Origin of the sequence: Chenggangzhangella methanolivorans (genome assembly GCF_019797865.1) — a bacterium.
In the GTDB taxonomy this organism is placed as follows: Bacteria; Pseudomonadota; Alphaproteobacteria; order Rhizobiales; family Methylopilaceae; genus Methylopila; species Methylopila methanolivorans.
Genome location: NZ_CP081869.1, coordinates 3,051,114 through 3,075,306 on the forward strand (window position 1 = coordinate 3,051,114; position 24,193 = coordinate 3,075,306).

General features: G+C 70.2%; 20 protein-coding genes, 1 pseudogene and 1 other annotated feature. Of the genes and pseudogenes, 11 read left to right on the forward strand and 10 right to left on the reverse strand.

Annotated features, from left to right (window positions below; translation table 11 throughout):
• The first annotated feature begins 186 nt into the window (after positions 1-186).
• Both K6K41_RS15980 and K6K41_RS15985 read left to right on the forward strand, forming a co-directional pair.
• Entirely contained in the window at positions 187-747 is a 561-nt protein-coding gene (locus K6K41_RS15980; protein ID WP_261401339.1) for a 2'-5' RNA ligase family protein, read from the forward strand.
• 204 nt (positions 748-951) lie between these two features.
• Positions 952-1,941: an Hsp33 family molecular chaperone gene (locus tag K6K41_RS15985; RefSeq protein WP_261401340.1), complete on the forward strand. Its 990-nt coding sequence runs from the start codon at positions 952-954 to the stop codon at positions 1,939-1,941.
• Positions 1,942-2,017: 76 nt separating this feature from the next.
• Here K6K41_RS15985 and K6K41_RS15990 read toward each other — a convergent pair whose 3' ends face one another.
• From K6K41_RS15990 to K6K41_RS16005, 4 genes are all read right to left on the reverse strand, one after another.
• Positions 2,018-2,200 carry a hypothetical protein gene (locus K6K41_RS15990; RefSeq protein ID WP_261401341.1) on the reverse strand — a complete coding sequence of 61 codons (183 nt, stop codon included), beginning with the start codon at positions 2,198-2,200 and terminating at the stop codon, positions 2,018-2,020.
• Between the two features lie 113 nt (positions 2,201-2,313).
• Positions 2,314-3,630 (reverse strand): TRAP transporter large permease, encoded by a 1,317-nt coding sequence (locus tag K6K41_RS15995; protein WP_261405756.1) that lies wholly within the window; start codon positions 3,628-3,630, stop codon positions 2,314-2,316.
• A 23-nt stretch (positions 3,631-3,653) separates the two neighbouring features.
• On the reverse strand, positions 3,654-4,268 hold the full coding sequence (locus tag K6K41_RS16000) for a TRAP transporter small permease subunit (RefSeq protein WP_261401342.1): 615 nt from the start codon (positions 4,266-4,268) through the stop codon (positions 3,654-3,656).
• A gap of 176 nt (positions 4,269-4,444) precedes the next feature.
• Positions 4,445-5,578 (reverse strand): TRAP transporter substrate-binding protein, encoded by a 1,134-nt coding sequence (locus K6K41_RS16005; protein ID WP_261401343.1) that lies wholly within the window; start codon positions 5,576-5,578, stop codon positions 4,445-4,447.
• Positions 5,579-5,852: 274 nt separating this feature from the next.
• Between K6K41_RS16005 and apaG the strand changes: the two genes are divergently transcribed.
• Positions 5,853-6,284: a Co2+/Mg2+ efflux protein ApaG gene (gene apaG / locus K6K41_RS16010; protein WP_261401344.1), complete on the forward strand. Its 432-nt coding sequence runs from the start codon at positions 5,853-5,855 to the stop codon at positions 6,282-6,284.
• Positions 6,285-6,305: 21 nt separating this feature from the next.
• On the opposite strand, the pseudogene K6K41_RS16015 reads toward apaG, so the two are convergent.
• A pseudogene (locus K6K41_RS16015) lies at positions 6,306-7,783 on the reverse strand (SulP family inorganic anion transporter).
• Between the two features lie 71 nt (positions 7,784-7,854).
• Positions 7,855-7,910 (reverse strand) — a sequence feature (sul1 is cis-regulatory element that is thought to sense ions involved in sulfur or methionine metabolism; They are found in Alphaproteobacteria).
• A gap of 166 nt (positions 7,911-8,076) precedes the next feature.
• Positions 8,077-9,903: a monovalent cation:proton antiporter-2 (CPA2) family protein gene (locus K6K41_RS16020; RefSeq protein WP_487308375.1), complete on the reverse strand. Its 1,827-nt coding sequence runs from the start codon at positions 9,901-9,903 to the stop codon at positions 8,077-8,079.
• Between the two features lie 366 nt (positions 9,904-10,269).
• Here K6K41_RS16020 and K6K41_RS16025 point away from each other — a divergent pair, with 366 nt between their 5' ends.
• Positions 10,270-11,313, forward strand: coding sequence for a fatty acid desaturase (locus tag K6K41_RS16025; protein WP_261401346.1), 1,044 nt, complete (start codon positions 10,270-10,272; stop codon positions 11,311-11,313).
• 16 nt (positions 11,314-11,329) lie between these two features.
• Here the strand turns inward: K6K41_RS16025 and K6K41_RS16030 are convergent, their stop codons facing one another.
• Genes K6K41_RS16030 through K6K41_RS16040 form a run of 3 tightly spaced genes read right to left on the reverse strand, consistent with a single transcriptional unit; the run spans position 11,330 to position 14,026 of the window.
• On the reverse strand, positions 11,330-11,953 hold the full coding sequence (locus K6K41_RS16030) for a 2-hydroxychromene-2-carboxylate isomerase (RefSeq protein WP_261401347.1): 624 nt from the start codon (positions 11,951-11,953) through the stop codon (positions 11,330-11,332).
• Between the two features lie 48 nt (positions 11,954-12,001).
• On the reverse strand, positions 12,002-12,163 hold the full coding sequence (locus K6K41_RS16035) for a hypothetical protein (RefSeq protein ID WP_261401348.1): 162 nt from the start codon (positions 12,161-12,163) through the stop codon (positions 12,002-12,004).
• A gap of 54 nt (positions 12,164-12,217) precedes the next feature.
• Positions 12,218-14,026, reverse strand: coding sequence for a hypothetical protein (locus K6K41_RS16040; RefSeq protein WP_261401349.1), 1,809 nt, complete (start codon positions 14,024-14,026; stop codon positions 12,218-12,220).
• A 149-nt stretch (positions 14,027-14,175) separates the two neighbouring features.
• Between K6K41_RS16040 and K6K41_RS16045 the strand changes: the two genes are divergently transcribed.
• The 6 genes from K6K41_RS16045 to grpE all read left to right on the forward strand — a co-directional run bounded on the left by K6K41_RS16045 (position 14,176) and on the right by grpE (position 22,600).
• Positions 14,176-15,615, forward strand: a complete 1,440-nt coding sequence (locus K6K41_RS16045; protein ID WP_261401350.1) for an alpha-2-macroglobulin family protein — start codon at positions 14,176-14,178, stop codon at positions 15,613-15,615.
• On the forward strand, positions 15,612-16,898 hold the full coding sequence (locus K6K41_RS30510) for an MG2 domain-containing protein (RefSeq protein WP_428978528.1): 1,287 nt from the start codon (positions 15,612-15,614) through the stop codon (positions 16,896-16,898). The genes K6K41_RS16045 and K6K41_RS30510 overlap by 4 nt, the downstream gene beginning before the upstream one ends.
• Positions 16,895-17,146, forward strand: coding sequence for a hypothetical protein (locus K6K41_RS16065; protein WP_261401351.1), 252 nt, complete (start codon positions 16,895-16,897; stop codon positions 17,144-17,146). Before K6K41_RS30510 ends, K6K41_RS16065 begins: the two co-directional genes overlap by 4 nt.
• A 1,880-nt stretch (positions 17,147-19,026) precedes the next feature.
• The gene (locus K6K41_RS16070) at positions 19,027-19,377 is read left to right on the forward strand and encodes an alpha-2-macroglobulin family protein (protein ID WP_261401352.1); all 351 of its coding nucleotides are present in this window, start codon (positions 19,027-19,029) and stop codon (positions 19,375-19,377) included.
• 438 nt (positions 19,378-19,815) lie between these two features.
• Entirely contained in the window at positions 19,816-21,861 is a 2,046-nt protein-coding gene (gene pbpC, locus K6K41_RS16075; RefSeq protein WP_428978603.1) for a penicillin-binding protein 1C, read from the forward strand.
• A 79-nt stretch (positions 21,862-21,940) separates the two neighbouring features.
• A complete protein-coding gene (gene grpE, locus K6K41_RS16080; protein ID WP_378146072.1) occupies positions 21,941-22,600 on the forward strand; it encodes a nucleotide exchange factor GrpE in 660 nt (219 codons plus the stop codon).
• Between the two features lie 6 nt (positions 22,601-22,606).
• On the opposite strand, the gene K6K41_RS16085 is transcribed toward grpE, so the two are convergent.
• Positions 22,607-23,317 (reverse strand): hypothetical protein, encoded by a 711-nt coding sequence (locus tag K6K41_RS16085; protein ID WP_261401354.1) that lies wholly within the window; start codon positions 23,315-23,317, stop codon positions 22,607-22,609.
• Positions 23,318-23,413: 96 nt separating this feature from the next.
• Here K6K41_RS16085 and leuD point away from each other — a divergent pair, with 96 nt between their 5' ends.
• The gene (leuD, locus tag K6K41_RS16090) at positions 23,414-24,019 is read left to right on the forward strand and encodes a 3-isopropylmalate dehydratase small subunit (protein WP_261401355.1); all 606 of its coding nucleotides are present in this window, start codon (positions 23,414-23,416) and stop codon (positions 24,017-24,019) included.
• The last annotated feature ends 174 nt before the right edge of the window (positions 24,020-24,193 follow it).

The following is a 24,193-nucleotide window of genomic DNA, read 5'->3' on the forward strand; positions in this document are numbered from 1 at the left end:
ACGTGAGCCGGGACGAGACGCAACAACGTGCATTGGATCCCCGACTGCGTGCTTCGAGACGGCCCTTGCGGGCCTCCTCAGCATGGGGACGGTTGGCGGCTCCTCTTGTGCTCTCCTCGACGGTTCTCATGCTGAGGAGCCGCCGGGGGCGGCGTCTCGAAGCACGCACTGATCGTCTCGGCGCTTATGACCGATCCTGCCCCGCTCATCCTCACTTTGCGCCTCGACGCCGACCGTCAGGCCCGCTTCGACGCCCTGCGCGCGATGTACTTCCCGCCTGAGCGGAATTTCCTCGCCGCTCACGTCACGCTGTTTCACAAGCTGCCGGGCGACGCGCTTTCGGCGATCGTCTTTCGGCTCTCGCGCCTCGCCGAAGGAACGCCGCCCCCAGAAGTCAAGGTCGAGGCGCCCTACCTCATCGGGCGCGGCGTCGCGTTTCGACTGGCCTCGCCGGCCGCGGACGCGCTCCGTCGCGACCTCGCGCAGGACTGGCGCGATTGGCTGACGCCGCAGGACCGAGGGAAGAGCCGCCTCCACGTCACCGTCCAGAACAAGGTCTTGGCCGCCGAGGCCAAGGCTCTGCTGTCCAACCTGTCGCCGGACTTTTCGCCGAGCGCGTTCAAGAGCCCGGGTCTCGATCTCTGGCGCTACCTCGGCGGCCCGTGGGAACATGAAGCGGGTTTCGAGTTCACCGCCGTCTCCGCCCCTCTCCCGCTTGCGGGAGAGGGTAAGGGTGAGGGACGATAGCGCTTCCGCGTCTTGGAGAAGCGCTTCCCAAGCGGACGCACCCATTCTGAGATTTCGCCGCTCGCCCTCATCCTCACCTTCTCCCGCAAGCGGGAGAAGGAGCCGGCCGCCGTCGCGCCTGAACAATCCAGCCTGTCGCCGCGACGTCTTCCGCTTCTCGCCCTCCTCGCCTACATAGCTGCGATCATGACAGAGCAAGCTTCCATGAGCCTCCGCGAGGACGGCGACGACCGCATCCTGCCGTTCCAGATCGAGGCGCTGGACGTCCGAGGGCGCGTGGTCCGGCTCGGCCCCTCGATCGACGCTGTGATCGAGCGCCACGCCTATCCGCCGCAGGTCTCAAAGCTCCTCGGCGAGGCCGTGGCGCTGACGATTCTGCTCGGCTCCGCGCTTAAGATCGAAGGGCGCTTCCAGCTCCAGACCCGCTCCGACGGGCCGGTGGGCATGCTGGTGGTCGACTTCGAGGCGCCCGATCGCGTGCGGGCCTGCGCGCGTTTCGACAAGGAGCGGCTCTACGACGTGCGCGGCGCGGGCGCGCTGCTCGGCCATGGCCACATGGCGCTGACGATCGACCAGGGGCCGGAGATGTCGCGCTACCAGGGCGTCGTCGCGCTCGACGGCGGCACGCTCGAGGACGCGGCCCACGCCTACTTCCGGCAGTCCGAGCAGATCCCGACCAAGGTGCGTCTCGCGGTCGCCGAGAGCCTGAAGCCTGGCGACGCCCATGCCTGGCGGGCCGGCGGCATGCTCGTGCAGTTCCTGCCCGAGGCGCCGGAGCGCATGCGGGTCGCCGATCTCGATCCGGGCGACGCGCCGGACGGCGTCGAGCCGGCGGATCAGGAGGAGGACGACGCCTGGGTCGAGGCGCAGTCGCTCGTCGGCACCGTCGAGGACCACGAACTCACCGACCCGACGCTCGAGCCCGAGCGACTGCTCATTCGCCTGTTCAACGAGCGCGAGATCCGCGTGTTCGAGAGCCGTGGCGTGCGCGAGGCCTGCCGCTGCTCGCGCGAGCGGGTGCTCGGAATGCTGAAGAGTTTTACCGCCGAGGACCGCCGCGACATGCGCGCCGACGACGGCTCGATCGAGGTGACCTGCGACTTCTGCTCGTCGCGCTACGGGTTTTCGGTCGAGGAGGTGGCGGAGATCGACCGCGAGGCGCCGGACGGCACGGGCGAAGTCCAGATCGGCTGACGTCCGCGCGCCTGCCGTCGCGTCATGCCCGGACAAGCCGAGGCATGACGAAGCGTTTTTCCGAAGCGATTGTGCTCTAGCGCGACGCCGTCGGTTTCGGCGCGCCCGCCGCTGAAGGCTCGCCCTCCTCGACGATGCGGATGTCGAGCGCCCGGCCGGGCGCCTCGAGTTCGCGCATCAACTCCGCGACCTCCTCGGAGGTCGACAGACTGACCGACATTTCAGGACCGATCGGGGTCCACTGGACCACAAACGCCATCGTCTCACGCCTCTTGCCGCAACGCATAATCCAACGCTGCATTGCACCATTATGCAAGAGGTCAAACGTCGTATCTCGATATTGGGTTCCCGGCGAAGGATCCCTCCACCGGGTTAGCCCGCTCCGCCTCCATAGAGGTAGTTCGGGAGCCAGAGGCCGATTGCCGGGAACGTGTAGTAGAGCACCATCGAGAACAGCACGATGGCGAGGAACGGCATCACGCCGGCGAAGATCTCGTTGATCGTCACGTGCTTGGGCGCGACGCCCTTGAGGTAGAAGGGCGCCATCGCGACCGGCGGCGACAGGAACGACGTCTGAACGTTCAGCGCGACCAGGATCCCGAAGAACAGCGGGTCGATGTTGTAGTGGCTGAGCAGCGGCAGGAAGATCGGCAGGAAGATCACGATGATCTCGGTCCATTCCAGCGGCCAGCCCAGAATGAAGATGATCACCTGCGTCAGGATCAGGAACTGGATCGGCGTGAGATCGAGCCCAATGATAAAATTCTCGACCACCGACTGTCCGCCGAGATAGGCGAACACGGCCGAGAACACGAAGGAGCCGACGAACAGCCAGCACACCATCGCGGAGGCTCGGGCCGTCAGGTAAACGGACTCCTGCAGCTTCTTGAAGGTGAGCTGGCGATAGGCGACCGCGAGCACCATCGCGCCCATGGCGCCGATGGCGGCGGCTTCCGAGGGCGTCGCGAAACCGCCGATGATCGCGCCGAGCACGCCCGAGATCAGCAGCGCGAGCGGCATGAACGAAGTCAGGAGCGCCCACATCACCGCGAGATAGCTGTCGGCGCGCTTTTCGGGCGGCAGTTTCGGGGCGAGCGAGGGGTTCAGCAGCACGCGGATGACCACGTAGACGATGTAGAGGCCGGCCAGCATCAGCCCGGGGAAGAAGGCGGCGGCGTAGAGCTTGACCACCGAGACGCCCGCGGTCGCGCCGTAGAGGATGAGCATGACGCTCGGCGGGATCAGGATACCGAGGCACCCGCCCGCGCAGACGACGCCGGCCGAAAGCTTGGTGTCGTAGCCCGCGCGCAGCATCGCGGGGAAGGCGAGCAGCCCCATCAGGGTCACCACCGCGCCGACGATGCCGGTCGCGGTCGCAAACAGCGCGCAGGTCGCGAGCGTCGCGATCGCGAGCGAGCCGGGAAGGCCGCCGGCCGCGAGCTGGATCGAGCGGAACAGCCGGTCGAGGATGTTGGCGCGCTCGACGAGGTAGCCCATGAACAGGAACAGCGGCACCGAGATCAGCACGTCGGAGGACATGACCGAATAGGTGCGCTGGACGAACAGCTGGAACACCGTGTCGCCCATCGCGTAGAAGCCGAAGCCGACCCCGAGCGCCATCAGCGTGAAGGCGATCGGGAAGCCCAGCATCAGCAGCGCGACGAACAGCGCGAGCATGATCACGCCCATGGCGGGATCGGAGATATACGCGCTCACAGCTTGGCCTCGTCGACGTTGAGCTTGGAGGGATCGACCTTGACGCGGTTGGCCTCGGCCTCGGCGAGAATGAGGTTCTCGGTCTCCTCGACGTCGCTCTGCCGCTGGGGCCATTCGCCGGTCCGCAAGCAGATCCAGCAGCGCAGCACCTCGACGACGCCCTGCAGCGCCATCAGCACGCCGGTGATCGGGATGATCATCTTGAACGGCCACAGCAGCAGGCCGTCGGGCGAGAAGGAGCTGGTCTCCTGCGTCTCGTAGGAGAGCTCGAAGAACCAGAAGCCGGCGTAAACCATCGCCAGGATGCCGGGGAAGAAGAACAGGATGTAGAGGGCGAGATCGAGCCCCGCCTGCACGCGCGGGCTCCACTGCCGGTAGAGGAAATCGCCGCGCACATGCCCGTTGCGCGAGAGCGTGTAGGCCCCCGCCGACATGAACAGGAGTCCGTAGAGCATGTAGCTCGCGTCGAACGCCCAGGTGGTCGGCTGCCCCCAGATGCGTCGGGACGCGACCTCGTAGGTGATGATGAAGGTCAGGACGACGATCGACCACGCGAAGAACTTGCCGATCGCCGCGTTGAAGCGGTCGACGGCCAGAAGCCAGCTTTGCATGCGCTTTCCCCGACGCGGACGCTGGAACCTCAGCCGTCATGCCCGCGCCTTGCGGGCGTCCACGACGTGTCCGCAGGGCGCTGCGCCTTGCGTCCAGGTCGTGAATGCCCCGCTGCGCCGGACATGACAGGCTGGATGAAGGGGCGGCCGTCAGACGGCGGCCGCCCTCTTGTCGCTTACGCCTGAGCGAAGAAGTGCTCGTAGGCGAGGTCGCGCGGGGCCTCCATCTCGCGCGTCATGCCGACGACGCGCTTGGCGAAGGTTTTCTGGCTCTCGATGACCTTCTGGAAGAAGGGGTCCTGGGTGTTGGCGATCACCTTGTCCCAGGCCTTCAGCTGCGCCTCGAGAATGGACTTCGGCGTCGGGATCACCTTGACGCCCGCCGCCTTGATGGCCTCGAGATCCTTCGAGTAGCGATCCTGCGCCTTCCACGACATGTCGGCCGAGGCCGCCTCCGCGGCGTATTTGACGATCGCCTGCACCTCGGCCGGAAGCCCCTCGAACTTCCTCTTGTTGAAGAGGATCTCGAAACACTCCAGCGCCTGGTGGTAGCTCTGGACCATGTAGACCTTCGACACGTCCGGGAAGCCCAGCACCTTGTCGGACGACGGGTTGTTGAACTCCGCCCCGTCGATCAGGCCGCGGTCGATCGCGGGCACGATCTCGCCGGCCGGCAGGATCGTGACGGCCGCGCCCATCTCCTTGGCGAGGTCGGCCCCGAGCCCCACGGTGCGGTACTTCTGGCCCTTGAAGGCCTCCGGGCCGTCGAGCTCTTTCTTGAACCAGCCGAAGGGCTGCGTGGGCATCGGCCCCGACAGGAACCCGCGGATGTTGAGCTTCAGCACCTGCTGGGTCAGCTCGTCATAGAGCTCCTGGCCGCCGCCGTAGCGCACCCAGGACAGGAGCTGGTTGGCGTTCCAGCCGAAGGGCGGGGCGGTGCCGAACAGCGAGAACGACTTGTTCTTGCCGTACCAGTAGGCCGCGACGCCGTGGCCTCCGTCGAGCACGCCGGTCGAGACCGCGTCGAGCAGCTGGAAGGCCGGCACCACGGCGCCCGCCTGCAGCAGTTCGATCTGGATGCGGCCGGCGCCCATCTCGTTGACGCGCTTCACGAAGTCCGAAGCGAACTCGTGGAAGATGTCCTTGTTGGGCCAGGTGGACTGAAACTTCAGCCGCACCGCCGCCTGGGCGCGGACGACGCTCGGCGTCGACAGGCCCGCAGCCGCCACGGCGGCGCCTGCGAGAAACTTACGCCGGCCGGAATTCGACGCTTCTGCCGCCGGGAGCGGCGGGTCTTCGCTGCTGTTCACGGAAGTCTCCCCTTGGTCGCGCGCGGGCCCTTTTGTTGAGCGCAGCGGCGTGTTTACGCGCCTTCTTTTCGTGGGCGCGTTTGCGTTTCCTCGGGCCGGTCGTCGTTTGTCGTTTGCTGGCCCTCATCAAGTAAATGCGAGCGCTCGACGCCGATCAAGCCGATTTTGGCGCGCCACACGCCAGTTGCGCCCGGCGTCGATCACATCTGCGAGTATCGCCGCGGCTTCGTCGGCTTGACGCCTTGCTGTTTCAGGCGCTTAAGCTCTGCGGACCATGTCCGAGACGCCCGCCGCACCCCAGGCCGAAGAGCACTGCTGGACCGCGATCACGCGGGCGATCCGGGTGACGGTGACGCCGCGCTTCCTGCCGGCGGACTCCGAGCCCGCCGAGGACCGCTACGTCTTCGCCTACACGGTCGAGATCGTGAACGAGGGCGCCGAGACCGTGCGTCTGATCGCGCGGCACTGGCGCATCACTGACGGGCGCGGCCGCACCGAGGAGGTGCGGGGGCCGGGCGTCGTCGGCGAGCAGCCGACGCTGGGGCCGGGCCAGTCCTTCACCTATACGAGCGGCGCGCCGCTGCCGACGCCCTCCGGCATCATGGTCGGCGACTACCACATGATGACGGACGCGGGTCAGCCCTTCGACGTCGCGATCCCGGCGTTCGCGCTCGAAAGCCCCTTCGCGCGCCGCACGCTGCACTGAAGGTCGTCGCGCCGGACCGCGTCAGTGGGCCGGCCGCGGCGCCGCGCTCTCCTTGTCATGCTCGCCGAACCGCTCGACCATGGTGGCGCTCGCCTCGTTGAGGCCGACGACCGAGACCTCGAGGCCTCGGCTGCGCGCCTTGATCACGACGCGGTCGAGCGCGGCGACTGCCGAGATATCCCAGAAATGCGCCGCCGAGACTTCGATTACGAGTCGGTCGACGTCCTCGAGAAGATCGATTTCGTCCGCGAAGGCGCCGGCGGATGCGAAGAACACCTGGCCGGCGACGCGGTAGGTCCGCGTCCTTCCGTCGTCCGACAGTGACGAGGTCACGCGGTTGAGGCGCGAGACCTTCCCGGCGAAGAACACGCCCGACAGCAGCACGCCCACGATCACGCCTTTGGCGAGATCGTGGGTCGCCACCACGGTCGCGACGGTCGCCAGCATCACGACCGAGGACGGCCAGGGATTGGTGGCGAGCCGCTTCAGCGAGCCCCACTGGAAGGTGTTGAGCGACACCATGATCATGACGGCGGTGAGGGCCGCCACCGGAACGAGCTTGAGCAGGTCCTGAAGCAGGACGAGGAGGATCAGCAGGAAGGCCCCGGCTGTGAAGGTCGAGAGCCGCCCGCGCGCGCCGAACGAGACGTTGATCACCGACTGGCCGATCATCGCGCAGCCGCCCATGCCGCCGAAGACGGCCGAGGCCATGTTGGCCGCGCCCTGGCCGAGGCATTCTCGGTTTTTCGATGAGGGCGTGTCCGTCATGTCGTCGACGATCTGTGCGGTCAGCAGCGACTCCAGCAGCCCTACGGCCGCAAGCGTCAGCGCGAAGGGCGCGATGATCCGAAGCGTCTCGAAGGTGAGGGGAACCTGCGGAAGTCCGAAGCCCGGAAGCGTCGACGGCAACTCGCCGAAATGGGTGACGGTGCGGACGTCGAGGCCGAGCCATCCGGTCAGCCCCGTCAGGACCACGATGGCGACGAGCGGCGACGGGATCGCGGGTGGTGAGCCCGGCAGCGCGTAGATGATGGCGAGGCCGAGCGCGATCAGCGCATAGGTCGCGGACGTGACGTGAACGAGCTCGGGAAGCTGGGCGAGAAAGATCAGGATCGCGAGCGCGTTGACGAAGCCGGTCATCACCGACTGCGACACGGAGCGCATCAGCCGGCCGAGCTTCAGCAGCCGCGATGATCTGGAACACGCCCATCAGGATGGTGGCGGCGAACAGATATTCGACGCCGTGCTCCTTCACGAGCGGCGTCATGACGACCGCCGTGGCGGCGGTGGCGGCCCGAAATCATCGCGGGCCGGCCGCCCACGATGGAGATGACGATCGCGATCACGACCGAGGCGTAGAGGCCGACCTTGGGATCGACGCCGGCGATGACCGAGAAGCCGATCGCCTCCGGGATCAGCGCGATGGCGACCACGAGGCCGGACAGGACGTCGGCGCGAACGCGCGACAGCCGGCCGGCTGCGGGAGACGTTTGAGACATGGAGGTTTCCGCAAGACGCGAGCGCTCGCCGCCGCGGAGCGCGGGGGCGTTAAAGCTCATGGGGTCGATTGCGTGGTCCGGCGGATCGGCGGCCGGAAGAGCCACCCGGGCTTGCACCGGGTCCGAGCGAGTAAGGCCATCTATGCAGATGGAATGCTGCGCTGCAACGCGAAATTCGCCGCTCTCGGATTTCCGCGACGATGGTCTTCGCCGGCTCCCGCTCGCAGATGGAGACGAGAGCCGGCCGACCGACCCGGGACGCTGGAGCCGCCCGAAGGCCGCTGCGCCGAAGCTCAGACCGCGGGGGCCGGAGCCTCCGCGCCGGCGGGCTTCTGGTCGATGATCTTGCCTTCCTTGCGCGGCTTGGTGAGCGGCGTCGGCACGGGGGCGTTGCCCTTCAGGAGGTCGAGCCCGGAATGGATGTCGCCCGCGACCTGCAGGTCGAGGCGCTCGACGTCGCGGCGGCGGACGTCCTCGGTGATCTCCGCGGCTTCGTCCTCCGGCACGCCGAGCGCGACCAGGGCCGCCTCGCCGAACGTCATGGCCGACTCGAAGGTCTCGCGGATCTGGTAGTCGACGCCGGTCCGGATCAGGTCGATCGCGTGGCCGCGGTCGAAGGCCCGCACCAGGAGCTTGGCCATCGGGAACTCGGCCTTGATGAGCTCGACGATCTTCTCCGACGTCTCCTGCTTGTCGACGCAGACGAGGATCGCGCCCGCCTCGCCGGCGCCCGAGGCGTGGAGCGTGTCGAGCCGCGTTCCGTCGCCGTAATAGACCTTGTAGCCGAAGGTCGCCGCCGCCTCGATCATCTCGACGTCGGTCTCGATGATCGAGATGTCGAAGCCGCGCGCGAGCAGCGACTGGCTCGCCACCTGCGCGAAGCGGCCGAAGCCGATGACGAGCACTTGGCCGGTGAGCCCCTCGGCCGCGTCGACGCCGTCGAGCGACTGCTTGGCCGGCGGCATCAGGCGCTTCAGCGCGAGGGCGGTGAGCGGGGTCAGCGCCATCGACAGGATCACGACCGCGGTGAAGATCGCGTTGGTGGGCGCGTCCATGATCCCGACCGCGGCGGCGGCCGAGTAGAGCACGAAGGCGAATTCGCCGCCCTGCGCGAACAGCGCGACGCGGTCGATCCCCTCGCGGTTCGAAGAGCCGAGCGCGCGGGCGACGCCGAAGATCGCCGTCGACTTCACCGCGATGAACAGCGCCGTAAAGCCCAGGATCGTCGGCCAGTGCGCGGCGATCGCCGACAGGTCGAGCGACATGCCGACGGCGAGGAAGAACAGGCCGAGCAGGATGCCGCGGAACGGCTCGATGTCGGTCTCGAGCTGATGGCGGAAAGTGGATTCCGACAGCAGCACGCCGGCCAAAAACGCGCCCATCGCCATCGAGAGGCCGCCGAGCGCCATCAGCAGCGCCGATCCGAGCACGACGAGCAGCGCCGCCGCCGTCATCACCTCGCGGGCCTGGGCTTTGGCGAGGATCTTGAACATCGGGTTGAGCAGATAACGGCCGGCGAGCACGAGCCCCGCGATCGCGCCGATCGCGATCCCGATCTCGAGCACGCGGTCCGATGAGGTCTCGGCGGCTCCCGCCGGCGCGATGAAGGCGACGATCGCAAGCAGGGGCACGATGGCGAGGTCTTCGAGCAGAAGGATCGAGACGGCCTTCTGCCCCTGCGCCGTCGAGGTCTCGCCGCGCTCGTCCAGCATCTGCATGACGACCGCGGTCGAGGACAGCACGAAGCCCATTCCGGCGACGAAGGCGACGCTCAGGTCGAGGCCCGAGAGATAGCCCGCGAGCGTCAGCAGCGCGCCGCTCGCGGCGACCTGCCCCGCGCCGAGCCCAAAGATCTCGCGCCGCAGCCCCCACAGCCGGGAGGGCTGCATTTCGAGCCCGATCACGAACAGCAGCATGATCACGCCGAATTCGGCGATGTGCAGGATGGTGGCGGGATCGGAAAACAGCTTCAGGCCGAACGGCCCGATCACGAGGCCGGCGGCGAAATAGCCGAGCACCGAGCCAAGGCCGAGCCGCTTGAAGATGGGCACGGCGACGACGCCGGCTCCCAGCAACGCCACCACCTGAACAAGTTCGCTTTGGCCTGCGGCCGCCATCAGCATTTTCCCCGACTAACTGGTCCCGACGCTTTCCCTTACGACGCGATCGTCTTCCGCCCCAGAAGCGATCTGGGTCGATCACAAATTGCTGAAGCGGCGTCGGACGGCGTCTCCGTTCAGGCAAGAGAGGCGCCGCGCCCGGCGCCCTGCGGCGCCGTTGCCGCGCAAGCAAAAGGTATAGTCGCGCCGCCTGCCGCTTCGACGAAACGATCCTATTCGCCGGTCGAGAGTGTGATAGGGCTGGCCGCGCGAGTCACGCTGGCGCCGAAAGGCTCGCCTGCCCGCCAAGCTGCGCCGGAAGCGGCGTGCAATCTGAATGAAACGGTTCCGCGCCGATCGTCTTGGCGCCCCGAAAGCGAGTGCGGCATGGCTGCGGCCGACATCGAGATAACACGCGTCGACGCGGACGGACTGAGGCGATCCCTGCGCGCGTTCCAGACGCCGGACACGCTCCGCAGCGCGTTCGAGTTCGGCCTGACGGTCGTCCTGTTCGCGGCGACGTGGGCCGCCATGGCGATCGCGCTGAGCTATGAGCTCGGCTGGCTCTACGCGCTGCTGATCCCTCCCGCGGCCGGGCTTCTCCTTCGTCTGTTCATGGTCCAGCATGATTGCGGGCACGGATCGTTCTTCGCGACGCGCAAAGCCAATGACTGGGTCGGCCGCGTCGTCGGCGTGCTCACCATGACGGACTACGAGCACTGGCGGCGAAGCCACGCGATCCATCACGCGACGTCGGGCAACCTCGACCGCCGTGGGGTCGGCGACATCGACACGCTGACGGTCGACGAATATCGCGCGCTACCGGGCCTGAAGCGGCTCGCCTATCGGCTCTACCGCAACCCCCTCGTGATGTTCGGGATCGGACCGAGCTACGTCTTCCTGCTTCAGGGCCGCCTGCCGGTCGGCTTCATGCGCAGCGGCCGGGCGCTCTGGGTGAGCACGATGACCACCAACGCCGCGATCCTCGTCCTTGCGGCGCTGCTGGCGTGGGCGGTCGGGCCCGCGACGTTCTTCATGATCCAGCTGCCGATCGTCGTTCTCGCCGCCACGATCGGCGTGTGGCTGTTCTTCGTCCAGCACCAGTTCGACCGGACGCACTGGAGCAAGAACGACGAATGGAACGCCTCGGAAGCGGCCCTCTACGGCAGCTCCTACTATCACATGCCCGCGCCGCTCAGCTGGCTGACGGCGAACATCGGCATCCACCACGTCCACCATCTGTCGAGCCGAATCCCGTTCTACCGCTTGCCGGAAGTGCTCCGGGAGTTTCCCGAGCTCCGCGACATCGGCCGCCTGACGCTGTGGGAGAGCCTGAAGTGCGTTCCCCTGACGCTGTGGGATGAAACCAGCCAGAGGCTGATTTCCTTCAGGGAGTTTTACGCAAGCTCCCGCGCCGCCCGGCCGGCGTGACGCTGCGGCCGAGGCCTCACTCCGACGCCGTGTAGGGTCGCCGGCCGCTCGCCAGCGCGTCGTCCAGCAGGTCGATGCGGTCCTGCCCCCAGAAGACCTCGCCGTCGAGAACATAGGTGGGCGATCCGAAGACGCTCGCCGCCCGGGCCGCGGCGAAATTCGCCTGATAGGCGGCCGCCGTCTCCTCGCTTTCGGCGCGCGCCAGCACGCGTTCGGCGTTGTGGCCGCAGGCCAGAAGCAGTTCGGCGAGCGTTTCGCGGGCGGCGAGGTCGCGGTCTTCCTCCCAGACGCCCCGCCCGGCGCGGACGACGAAATCCGCCGGATCCTCGCCCGAGGCGGCGACCGCGATGACCGCGCGGTCGGCGAGCGCGGGCGAGAACGGCCAATGGGCGGGCCGCAGCTTCACAGGCCGGCCGCGCTTTTGCGACCAGCGGGAGAGCTCGACGTCGCGATAGCGGCGCCGCTCGATCGTGCGCTTCGCGAGCGGCAGGCCGCCGGTCTCGGCGAACAGCTCTCCGAGCGGGACAGGCCGCCACGCGACCTCGAGCCCGTGTCTCCGCACGACTGCGAGAAACGGGACGTTGCCCAGATGGGCCCAGGGGGACATGACGGAGAAATAGACATCGACGCGACGCGGCATGGCGGTCCTCGCGGCGGTTGGGACGGGCGGACGCCCGCAGGCTGGTGATCAGGTCTTCGGTTCGTCGGCGGCGGCGGGCGGCTCCGCTCCCGGAGCCTTGCGGCGTTTCAGATTGTCGCGCAGCGCGGCGGCGAGCCGTTTCCTGCGCTCGGCCTCGCGGGCCTGCGTCTCGGCGGTTCGGTTCGACTTGCTGGACGCGTCGGAGGCCATGGCGGCGAAACTAGCGGCCCGCGGAGAGCGCGCAAGAGCCTTGGCGAAGAGCGCTCAGCGCCCGCGGAGGACTCGCCACGCCTTGAGCTTGGCGTCCGGGCCGAGATCGATCGGCTCGAGCCAGGCGGGCGCGGGTCCAGACAGCAGCTTCGCCGAGAAGCCGCCGGGGTTCTCCTCGGCGTAAGGGGTCACGCCGCCGTCGGTCGCGCAGACCACCACAAAGGCGGCGCCGCGCGACAGGGCGACCGAGCGGGCGGTCTCCTCGCTGCCGCCGAAGGCGTCGAGCGCCGCCGTCAGCCCGTCGACATTGCGGTGATAGGGCGCGCCGACGACCGACAGGCCGGTGTGGGCGAGAAGCGCCGGGCCCACGTCGATCGTGTTGAGGGCGAGACCCTGCGGCGCCTTGGCCGCGAGCGCCCGGTAGTCGGCGGACCGGCACATGCCGCCCATCGCGCCGCCGTCGCGGATCGCGGGAAGGCCCGCGATGTCGGCGACGCCGAGCCCTGCGAGCGCAAGCGTCGCGGGGCTGAAGGCGACGAGCGCGAGAACCGTCCTGAGCCGCCCGCCGGTCCGGCCGATCGCGAGCACGGCGAGCGGAAGCAGCACGCCGCCGAGCGCGAAGGCGAGGCTCGCGCCGCGGATCTGCCAGCAGGTGACGGCGACCGAGGCCGCGCACATCGCGGCCGCGATGGCGACCGGCCAGCGGTTCTCGCGCGGGGCCGCGATCACGGCCCAGATCGCGACGGCCACCAGCGCGAACAGCGGCAGGCCGATGGCGAGGGTGGCGGTCGGCTCGGCGATCGAGGAGGCGGCGATGTTCTGCGCCTCCTGCACCTTGTCGAGCCAGCCGGTCTTGAGCTGCTCGGGCAGGGCGCCGTAGGGCGAGTTGAGGCAGTTGGGCGAGGCGATCAGCAGGCCGACCGCGACCGCGACCCCGACCTGGCCGAGCGCCGCGAAGCGGGCGATCCGGCCCGGTCCCGCGTAGCGCACGGCCGCCGCCAGGCCGAGCCCGCCGAGCGTGGCGACAGCGATATGCCCGACGCCGAGCGCGTCGCAGACCGGCGCGAGCCAGCTTTCGGGAGAGAGCGTCAGGACCGCGACGCCGAAGGTTCCGGCCGCGAAGCTGAGCCCGAAGGCGGCGACGCCGCGCCCGGCGCGCTCGTCGGCGTCGTCGGACGCCGCCCAGCGCAGCGCCACGAGCGCGGCGGCGGCCGCGACATGGGGAGCGGTCTCCATGCCGATCGCCATCATCAGCGCGGCGGCGAGGCCCCCGGCGACGCCTGCCCGGACCGACCTGTCGAGCCGCATGGCGCAGGCGAGCAGCAGCAGCGCGAGCGCGATCTGCGCGCCGTGATGGTCGATCGAGGCGGGCTGGAAGCGCGAGGCGACGCCCGGCGACATCACCATCATGAATGCGCCGATGGCGCCGGCGGCGGGCCCGGCGAGGGTCCGGCAGGCCGAGGCCGCGGCGAGCAGCGCCGGCAGAAACAGGATGAGCGGCCAGATCGTGATCGTCAGCCGCGTCGCGAGATCCTCGGATACGACGAGCCGCAAGCCTGCGAGCAGCGCCGCGATCGGCAGGTCGATCACCCGCGACCAGTGCATGGTCACGCCGTCCGGCGGGTTAAGGCGATGCTGGACGAGGTCGAGCCATCCCTGGCCTGCGAGGAGGTCCCGCACCTCGACGAGCCGCATGGCGTCGTCGGTCGAGAGCTGCTCGACGACGGTCGGAAACGCGGAGAACGCCGTCGCCGCGGCGTAGACCGCCCAGATGAAGACGACGAGCGGCCAGCCCGCGTCGGCGAACAGCGCGGGGCGTGCGCCGACGCCCGTCGCGCGCGCCGAAGCCTCGGTCATCGCCATCCCGTTTCCGCCTCGTTGAGACATGCCTCGAGGGAGGTTCGCATGGCGGGCCTTGCGAAGCCGTGAACGCGCAAGAAACTCGTTCCGCCCAGGACGCCGCGGAGCTATCGTCGAGCGCCCGGCGCAGATCGGGCGCGGGGGAAATGGCGATGGCGCGTCTTCGGTTTTCTCACGCGGTCGGAGCGTTGGCGCTCGCGGCGTCGCTTCTTGCAGCTCCGGGCCTTTCGGCGCAGACGGCGGCAGGCTTCCAGAATCGGACGGCCTCCGAGAGCGGCCTCAAGCTCGAGGCCAAGCTGAAGCGGGAGGCCGGCGGGGACTCGCGGCCGGTCGCCGAGCTCGTCAAGCAGGGCGTCGCCCAAATCCGCTCCTCGAGCTGGCGGGAGGCTTCTGTGACCTTCGCGCTCGCGGCCGGCAAGGATCCGAGGAACGAGCAGGCCTGGCGCAACCTCTCGGTCGCGCTCACCAAGGTCGAGACCGACGACTATTCGGAGAAGGAAACCCTTCGGAGCCAAGCGGTCGGCGCCGCGTGGCAGGCCTATCAGGTCTCGCCCGACGCCAAGACTAAGGCCCGCGCGCTCGCCGTGCTCTCCAACGCGCTCGCGACCAGCGAGGACTGGCGCCCGGCGATCGACGCGCTGAAGGCGAGCCTTGCGCTCGCCGACAACGCCGACGCCCGCGCGACCTACGCGACGCTGCGGGCCGAGCACGGTTTTCGCGCGCTCGATTATTCGATCGACGCCGACGCGGCGGCGCCGCGCGCTTGCGTCCAGTTCTCGGAAGATCTCGCCAAGGGCCGCGTCGACTTCTCGCCCTTCGTCGCGCTGAAGGGCGTGGACCAGCCGGCCGTGACGGCGGAAGCGCAGCAGATCTGCGTCGACGGCCTGAAGCACGGCGAGACCTACGACCTCACGATCCGCGCCGGCCTGCCGTCGAACGTCGACGAGACGCTTCCCGCCAACAAGGACTTCCGGATCTACGTCCGCGACCGCAAGCCCGCGGCGCGGTTCACGGGGCGCAACTACGTGCTGCCCTCGACCGGCCAGCAGGGCGTGCCGGTCGTCACCGTCAACGCCGACGCCGCGCTCGTCGACGTCTACCGCATCAACGACCGCAGCCTCGCCCAGGCGGTCACCTCCGGCGACTTCCAGAAGCAGCTCGACGGCGAGGAGCTCGACAAGCTCCGCGACGACCAGGGCGCGATGATCTTTTCCGGCGAACTCGCGGTCGAGCGTCGCCAGAACGCCGACGTCGTCACCGCCTTCCCCGTGCAGGAGGCCGTGCCGGACCTGAAGCCCGGCGTCTACGTCATGTCGGCGCGGCCGAAGGGCGAGACCGAGGCTGAGCCGTGGGACTCGCGCGCCACCCAGTGGTTCGTGGTCTCGGATCTCGGCCTCACGGCCGTCTCGGGAACCGACGGCGTCAAGGCGTTTGCGCGCTCGCTCGCCTCCGCGGCGCCGTTGAAGGGCGTCGAGCTCAGGCTCATCGCCCGCAACAACGAGGTGCTGGCGACCAAGGCGACCGACGCCGACGGTTTCGTCACCTTCGAGCCGGGCCTTGCGCGCGGGACCGGCGGCCAGGCCCGGCGATGATCGCGGCCTCCGCGGGCGCCGACTACGGCTTCCTCGACCTCACCAAGCCCGGCTTCGACCTCTCCGACCGCGGCGTTGGCGGCCGCGCGGCGCCCGGCCCGCTCGACGCCCAGCTCTTCGCCGAGCGCGGCGTCTACCGCTCGAAGGAGACCGTGCATCTCACCGCGCTCTTGCGGGACGACAAGGGCGCGGGCGTCGAGGGCCTGCCGCTGACGCTGGTGGTGAAGCGCCCCGACGGCGTCGAGGACCGGCGGGTCGTCACTGTCGACGCCGGCGGCGGCGGGCGCACGCTCGACGTGGCGCTGGTCGATCAGGCGATGGGCGGCACGTGGCGCGTCGAGGCGCTCGCCGACGCCAAGGGCCAGCCCATCGGCGAGACCAGCTTCCTCGTCGCCGACTACGTGCCAGAAAAGCTCGACATGACGGTGGCCTCGAAGGCCGCCGAGCTCGGGGCGTCGGGCCACGGTCTCGGTCGACGGACGCTGGCTCTACGGCGCGCCGGCCGGCGACCTCGCGATCGAGGGCGAGGTCACGGTGAAGGCGCGCGACGGCGGCCTGGCGGGCTTCGAGGGCTATCAGTTCGGCCTCTCGGACGAGACTGTCGCCCCGGTCCGCACCCCGCTCGACGGGCTCGGCCGCACCGACGCCAAGGGCCACGCCGACGTCCGCGTCGCCCAGCCGGAGCTTCCCGACGCGACGCGCCCGCTCGAGGCGACGGTCGCGCTGCGTCTCGCCGAACCTCCGGCCGCACGCTCGAGCGCACTCTGACGCTTCCCGTGGCGGCCACCGGCGCGCGCATCGGCGTTCGCCCCGCTTTCAAGGGCGCGCTCGGAAACGGCGAGGTGGCGAAGTTCGACGTTCGGCTCGCGGGCGCGGACGGCAAGCCCGCCGCCGCGCAAGGCCTAAGCTGGCAGCTCGTGCGGCTTGAGACCAGCTACCAGTGGTACGCGACCGACGGGCGCTGGAATTTCGAGACCGTCACCCGCACACGCCGGGTCGCCGACGGCAAGCTGGACGTCGCGGCCGACGCGCCGGGCAAGGTCGAGGCCAAGGTCGACTATGGCCGCTACCGGCTCGAGGTCGCGAGCGCCGATCCCAAGGGGCCGGCCGCCAGCGTCGCGTTCGACGCCGGCTATTTCGCAGCCGCTTCCGCCGACACGCCGGACCTGCTCGACGTCGCGCTCGACCGCCCGACCTACCGGCCGGGCGAGACCGCGACGGTGCGGCTCGGCTCGCGCTTCGCAGGCCGCGCCACCGTGCTCGTCGTGGCCTCGGGGGCGTGATCGACCAGAAGATCGTCGACGTCGCAGCCGACGGCGCGACCGCGAGCTTCAAGGTCTCCGACGCATGGCGGCCGGGCGCCTATGTGGTGGCGTTCGTCCACCGCCCGCTCGACGCCAAGGCGAGCCGCATGCCCGGCCGCGCGGTCGGCGTCGCGCACGCCCAGATCGACGCGGCTGAAAAGACCGTCGGGTCGCGATCGACGTTCCCGAGCGGATCGAGCCGCGCCGCACGCTCGACGTCGGCCTGAAAACTCTCGAACGTCGCGCAGGGCGAGCAGGCCTATGTGACGATCGCCGCCGTCGACGTCGGCATCCTCAACCTCACGGGCTACAAGCCGCCGGCCCCGGACACGGAGGTCTTCGGCCAGCGCAAGCTCGCCTCCGAGATCCGCGACCTCTACGGCCAGCTCATCGACGGCATGACGGCCGCCAAGGGCAAGATCCGCTCGGGCGGCGACGGCGCGGGCTCGGGCGGCCTGCAGGACACCCCGACCCAGGCCCCGCTCGCGCTGTTCTCGGGCATCGTGAAGGTCGGCCCCGACGGGCTTGTCTCCGCGCCGTTCGAGATCCCGGCCTTTCAACGGAACCGTGAAACTGATGGCCGTCGCATGGTCGGGCCAGAAGCTCGGCCACGCGGCTCGGGACGTCGTGGTCGCCGATCCGGTCGTCGTGACGGCCGCGCTGCCGCGCTTCCTCGCAGACGGCGACCGCTCGCGTCTGCGGCTCGACCTCGACAACGTCTCGGGCCCGGCCGGCGACCATCAGGTCCAAGTCGCGGTCTCCGGGCCGCTCGCGATCGAGGGCGGCGCGAAGACGGTGAAGCTCGCCCAGAAGGCGCGCGCCGCCGTCGAGGTTCCGCTCGCCGCCAAGGGCGTGGGCGCCGGCCGCGTCGAAGTCTCGGTGAAGGGGCCGGACGGGCGCGCCTACGTCCAGGCGCTCGCGCTCGAGACGAAGCCGCAGACCTCGCCGGTCGTGCGCCGAAACGTCATCGCGCTCGCCAAGGGCGCGGGCGTGACCGTGTCGCGCGACATGCTGGCCGACATCGTTCCGGGCACCGGCTCGGTCGCGCTTTCGGTCGGCAAGCCCGGCGCGCTCGACGCCGCCACCTTCAAGCTCGCGCTCGACGGTTACCCCTACGCCTGCTCCGAACAGCTCTCGAGCCGCCTGCTCGCGCTGGTCTACGGCTCGGAGCTCGGCATGTCGTCGCAGGTCGCCGGCGTCTCGCCCGACGAGGTGAAGCGACAGGCCGGCGAGATGATCGCCCGCATCCTCGCGCGTCAGGACTCCAACGGCTCCTTCGGCCTCTGGTCGGCCGAGGGGGGCGACCTCTGGCTCGATTCTTACGTGGCCGACGTTTTCGGCCGCGCCCGCGGCGCGGGCTTCGCGGTGCCCGATCGGGCCTTCGCCTCCGCGCTCGACAACCTGCGCAACGCCATCGGCCTGCGTCAGGACCAGACCGAGAGCGACCTCGCCTACGCCCACTATGTGCTCGCCAAGAACGGCCGCGCGCTGCTCGGCGACCTGCGCTACCTCGCCGACGTCAAGATCGAGGAGTTCGCGAGCCCGCTCGCGCGCGCCGAGATCGGGGCGGCGCTCGCCCAGACCGGCGATTTCGCGCGGGCCTCGAAGGCCTTCGCGGCCGCCGAGATCGCGGCGCCCGACGACGCCGCCCGCTCCGATTTCGGCTCGGTCCTGCGCGACCAGGCCGCGATCGTGGCGCTCGGCGCCGAGAACCGGATCGACGCCGCCGTGACGCCCGCGGCGCTCCGGCGCATCGGGCAGGCGCGGCGCGACCGGCCGTATCTGACGACGCAGGAGAACGCCTGGCTGCTGCTCGCCGCCCGCGCGCTGAAGGGCCAGAGCGCCGACCTCGCGCTCACCGTCGACGGGGCGGCGAAGAAGGGCGCGCTCGACGAGACCTATTCGGGCGCGGCGCTCGGCGCGAAGCCGGTGACGGTGGCGAACGCCGGACAGACGCCGCTCGAGGCCGTGGTGACCGTCCGCGGAGCGCCGCTGACGCCCGAGCCTGCGGCCGAGGCCGGCTTCCATCTCGAGCGGCGCTACTACACGACCGCGGGCGTCGAGGTCGACGTCCTCGGTCGCGCAGAACACGCGGCTCGTGGTGGTGGTGACCGTCACCGAACCGGAGCCCCGCCCGGGCCGCGTCCTCGTCGTCGATCGCCTGCCTGCCGGCTTCGAGATCGACAATCCGGAGCTCGTCAGCTCGGCCAAGCTCCCGGCGCTCTCGATGTTGGGCGAGGAGCCGGAGGCGGTCCATTCCGAGTTCCGCGACGACCGCTTCATCGCGGCCTTCGACCGGGGCGCTGAGGCCTCCTCCACCTACTCGGCGGCCTATGTGGTGAGGGCCGTCGCGCCCGGGCGCTACGCCCAGCCGGCGGCGACGGTGGAGGACATGTACCGCGCCGATCGCTTCGCCCGCACGGGCGCGGGCGTCGTCGAGGTGACGGCGGCCAAATGAGCCGGGCCTTGGCCAGCGCGTCATCCCGGACGGCCCGTCGGCCGATCCGGGATCGTCTTCCGGAAAGGGCGCCGCTGGCCTCCACCGCCACCCTTCGGGTGGCCCCCCTCCTCCGCTTCGCAGAGGAGGATCAAGGAGGCGCAGGCGTTCGTGCGCGGATCCTCCCCTGTCCGCAGGACGGGGAAGGGGGACCGCGAAGCGGTGGAGGGGGCCGGCGCCGCCGCCTTTTCAGACCATGGCGGCCGGATCAACCGCTTTTCTCCCTCCCTCCCAGAGGGGAGGAGGCGCGCCGCGAAGCGGCGTGACGGGTGGGGTGGCTGGGCGTAGCGCGGCGCCGTTCCATTCTGGGGCCCACCCCACCCCACCCTTACCCTCCCCTGTCCCAGGGGAGGGAGGCTGAGATGTCCCGCCTCTTGATCCGCATCGCCGGCTGCGCGGCTGTCGCAGCTCTCGTCGCCGGCTCCGCGCCGCGATCTCGCTCGCCTCGTACCCGCGCCCGAGCCCGGCCGCGCAAGCCTCCTCTCGACCCTCGTCAACGACCGCGACGGGCGGCTTCTGCGCCCCTTCGCGGCGGCCGACGGGGCGTGGCGGCTGGCGGTGGCGCGCAGCGAGGTCGATCCGCGCTTCCTGAAATTCCTTACCGCCTATGAGGACAAACGGTTTTTCGCCCATCCGGGGGTCGATCCGGTGGCGGCGGTTCGCGCGGCGCTTCAGGCGGCGCGCCATGGCGGCGTGGTGTCGGGCGGTTCGACGCTCACCATGCAGGTCGCGCGCCTGCTCAATCCGGATCGCTCGAGGACGCTGACCCGCAAGTGGCGCGAGGCCGGCGCCGCGCTCGCGCTCGAACGGCGGGTCGGCAAGGAGGGGGTGCTCGACCTTTATTTCCGGCTCGCCCCCTATGGCGGCAATCTCGAGGGCGTGCGGGCCGCGAGCCTCGCCTTCTTCGGCAAGGAGCCGGCGCGGCTCTCGATCGCCGAGGCCGCGCTGCTGGTCGCGATCCCGCAGTCGCCCGAAACCCGCAGGCCCGACCGCGACGCCGCGGCGGCCAAGCGCGCGCGGGATCGCGTGCTCGACAGGCTCGCGGCCGCAGGCGCGATCACGACGGCGGAAGCGACCTACGCCCGCGACGAACCGGTCCCCGACGCCCGGCGCGACTTCCCGAACCTTGCGGCCCACGCGGCGGAGGCCGCGGCGCGGCGCGTGGGCGCCGGCGGGGTCGCGCGCCTCACCGTCCGGCGCGATCTCCAGCGCGCCCTGGAGGAGCTTGCGCGCGACCGGGCGCGCTCGCTCGGGCCGGGCCTCTCGGTCGCGATCGTGGCCGTGGACCACAGGACGGGCGCGATCGAGGCCTCGGTCGGCTCGGCGGATTATTTCGACGCCACCCGCGCCGGCGCGCTCGACCAGACCCGCGCCATCCGCTCGCCGGGCTCGGCGCTCAAACCCTTCATCTACGCGCTCGCCTTCGAGAACGGCGTCGCGGCCCCCGCGACGCTGATCGAGGACCGGCCGTCGCGCTTCGGCGACTACGCGCCGCGCAATTTCGACGAGGGCTTCCACGGCACCGTCAGCGCGAGCCAGGCGCTCGCGCTCTCGCTCAACATCCCGGCGGTCGCGCTGCTCGACGCGGTCGGCCCGGCGCGGTTTTCCGCGCGGCTTCGCGCTGCGGGCGGGCCGCTGGCGCTTCCCGCGGGCGAAACCCCGGGGCTCGCGGTCGCGCTCGGCGGCGTCGGGATCCGGCTCGTCGATCTCGCCACGCTCTATGCCGGCCTTGCGCGCGGCGGCGCGACCATTCCGCTCGCGATCGACCCCGCCGATCTCGCCGACCCGGCGTCTCCCGGCCGCAGGCTCTGCGATCCCGTGGCCGCCGCAGCCGTCGCGCAGGCGCTCTTGAAGAGCCCGCCGCCCGAGGCCGCGCTCGGCGGGCGGCTCGCCTTCAAGACCGGCACCTCCTACGGCTATCGCGACGCCTGGGCGGTCGGCTTCGACGGCCGCCGCGTGGTGGCGGTCTGGGCCGGGCGGCCGGACGGCGCCTCGAGCGCGGGGCTCGTCGGCCGCGACGCCGCGGCCCCGATCCTGTTCGACGCCTTCGCGCGCATCGGCGAGGGCGTCGCGCCGCTGCCGCCGGCGCCTCAATCGGCTCTGCTCGCCTTCGCCGATCTTCCCGAACCGCTGAAGCGTTTCCGTCCCGCTGGCGCGCCGCTTCCCGTGGCGGGCGTCCGCGAGGCCGCGCCGCTCGCCGTGGCCTTCCCGCCGGACGGCGCGCGGGTGGAGCTTGCGGGCGGCGACCTGTCGCTGAAGGCCGCGGGCGGCGTGGCGCCGTTCCGCTGGCTCGTCGACGGCCGCCCGCTGCCGCCGGAGCGCCGCCGCGAGGCGTTCTGGAGCGCGCCGGGTCCCGGCTTCGCCCGCGTCACCGTGATGGACGCGACCGGCGCGAGCGCTCGTCGAGCGTGCGGATCGAGTGACGGCTCGTCCGTCACGGCTTGATTTTTGCGCCCCCGCGCCTGATATCCGGCACGTTTCCAGCCCCCTTAGCGATGGACCAGAGCCGCTCATGCCGGATCCGATGTCGGCCGACAACACGCCCAAGACCGAAAGCCGCACGGCCGAGACCGACGCGACCGCAGCCGAGGCCCTCACCGAGGAGCAGCGCGCAGACCAGGGCGTCGAGCCCGAGGTCGCGGCCCCCGCGCCGGACCGGACCGCCGAGCTCGAAGCCGCGGTCGCGGATCTGCGCGACCGTTTGCTGCGCGCCCACGCCGAGATGGAGAACCTGCGCCGCCGCACCGAGCGCGAGACGCAGGACGCCAAGCGCTACGCCAACACGGCGTTCGCCCGCGACCTGCTCGCCGTCGCCGACAATCTGCGCCGCGCGATCGACTCCGCGGCGCCCGGCAAGCCCGACGACGAATCCGTCGACGACGGCGCCGATCCCGCGCTCACCGCCTTCCTGCAGGGCGTCGAGCTCACCGAGCGCGAGCTTCTGAAGGCGCTCGAGAAGAACGGCGTCACGCGGCTCGCGCCGCACGGCCAGCTGTTCGATCCGCATCGCCACGAGGCGGTGTTCGAGGCGCCGGACTCAAGCGTGCCGACCGGCACGGTGGTCCAGGTCATGCAGGACGGCTACATGATCGGCGACCGCATCCTTCGGCCCGCGATGGTGGGCGTGGCGCGCGGCGGCCCGAAGCCGGCCCCTGCGACGCCGGGCGTCGACAGGTCGGCCTGAGCCGCCTCAGCCGGCCGGCCGCAACAGGCGGCCGACGAGGCCCGGACGCGTCGGGGCGGCCGCCTTGCCGGCCGCGACGCGGGCCACGAAGAGCCGCAGCGCCTCGGCGTAGAGTTGCATGTCGCGGATGTTCGCGGCCGCGATCCTGTCGCGCTTTCCGTCCGGCACGGGGTCGTCCCGGTCGGTCGTGTTGTAGCGCCGCTTGAGCTGGGGCGCGTCCTCGCCGAAGAGCAGCGAGAGCCCGAGCTCGAAATGCTCCGAGATCCCGACGAAGCCGAGCTCGGAGAGCGCGAGCCCCTTCAGGAACCGGCTCTGGATCTCCTGGATCTCCTTGGTCCGGGCGAAGGCGCCGAGGCCGACGTCGCCGGACTTCACCCGGTCGGCCAGCGCCTTCAGCTCCAGCGGCTCCTGCCGGTAGAATTCATAATGCGACAAGGTCCGCTCGACGGGGTCGCGCAGCCAGGTCCAGACCTGCGACGGGCTTTCGACCAGCGGCGCGACATGGGCGGCGTGGAAATGGCCGTGCAGCACCTCGAAACCGCGCTCGGGCAGCCTCGCGGCGGCCTCGGCGAGCTCCTCGCGCCGCACGCGCAGGCCGTCCGTCGTCTTCGGGTCGAGCACGCCGTAATAGAGAGCGAGCCCGTCGCCGTAGCGCGCCTCGAGCGCGTGGCGGAAGCTGGTGCCGGCGGTCTTGGGAATGTGGATCGAGAAGATCATATCTGCGGCGCGGCGTCCGAAGCGGTCGTGAGCGGGGCGCGAGGTTGACCTCGGACGCGCGCGGTAGCAAGACGTGCGGCTTCAGGAGAACGAGCAATGCAGAGCTTCACCACGCTGACCGGCGTCGCAGCGCCCCTGCCGCTGATCAACATCGACACCGACATGATCATCCCGAAGCAGTATCTCAAGACGATCAAGCGCACGGGGCTCGGCGCAGGTCTGTTCTCCGAGCTTCGCTACAACGCCGACGGCAGCGAGAACCCGGACTTCGTGCTGAACAAGCCGGCCTACGCCGACGCGCAGATCCTGGTGGCGGGCGACAATTTCGGCTGCGGCTCGTCGCGCGAGCACGCGCCCTGGGCGCTGCTCGACAAGGGCATCCGCTGCGTAATCTCGACCTCGTTCGCGGACATCTTCTACAACAACTGCTTCAAGAACGGCATTCTGCCGGTGATCGTGACGCCGGAAGACCACGCCAAGCTGATGGACGACGCCGAGCGCGGCGCGAACGCGCGCCTCACCGTCGATCTGGAAGCCCAGGAGATCCGCGGCCCGGACGGCGGCGTGGTGAGGTTCGACATCGATCCCTTCCGCAAGCGCTGCCTGCTGGAAGGCCTCGACGACATCGGCCTCACCATGCAGAAGGCCGACACGATCTCCTCCTTCGAGGACAAGCTCGCGGCCGACCGCCCCTGGGCGTGAGCCGCGCGACGTCATTCCGGACGGTCCATCGGGCCGATCCGGAATCGTGTTCCGGCCATAACGCGGGCCCCCTCCACCGCTAAAGCGGTCCCCCTCCCCCGCTTCGCAGGGGAGGATACGCGCACGACGCGCTTCGCCTTTTCTTGATCCTCCTCTGCGTGAGCGGAGGAGGGG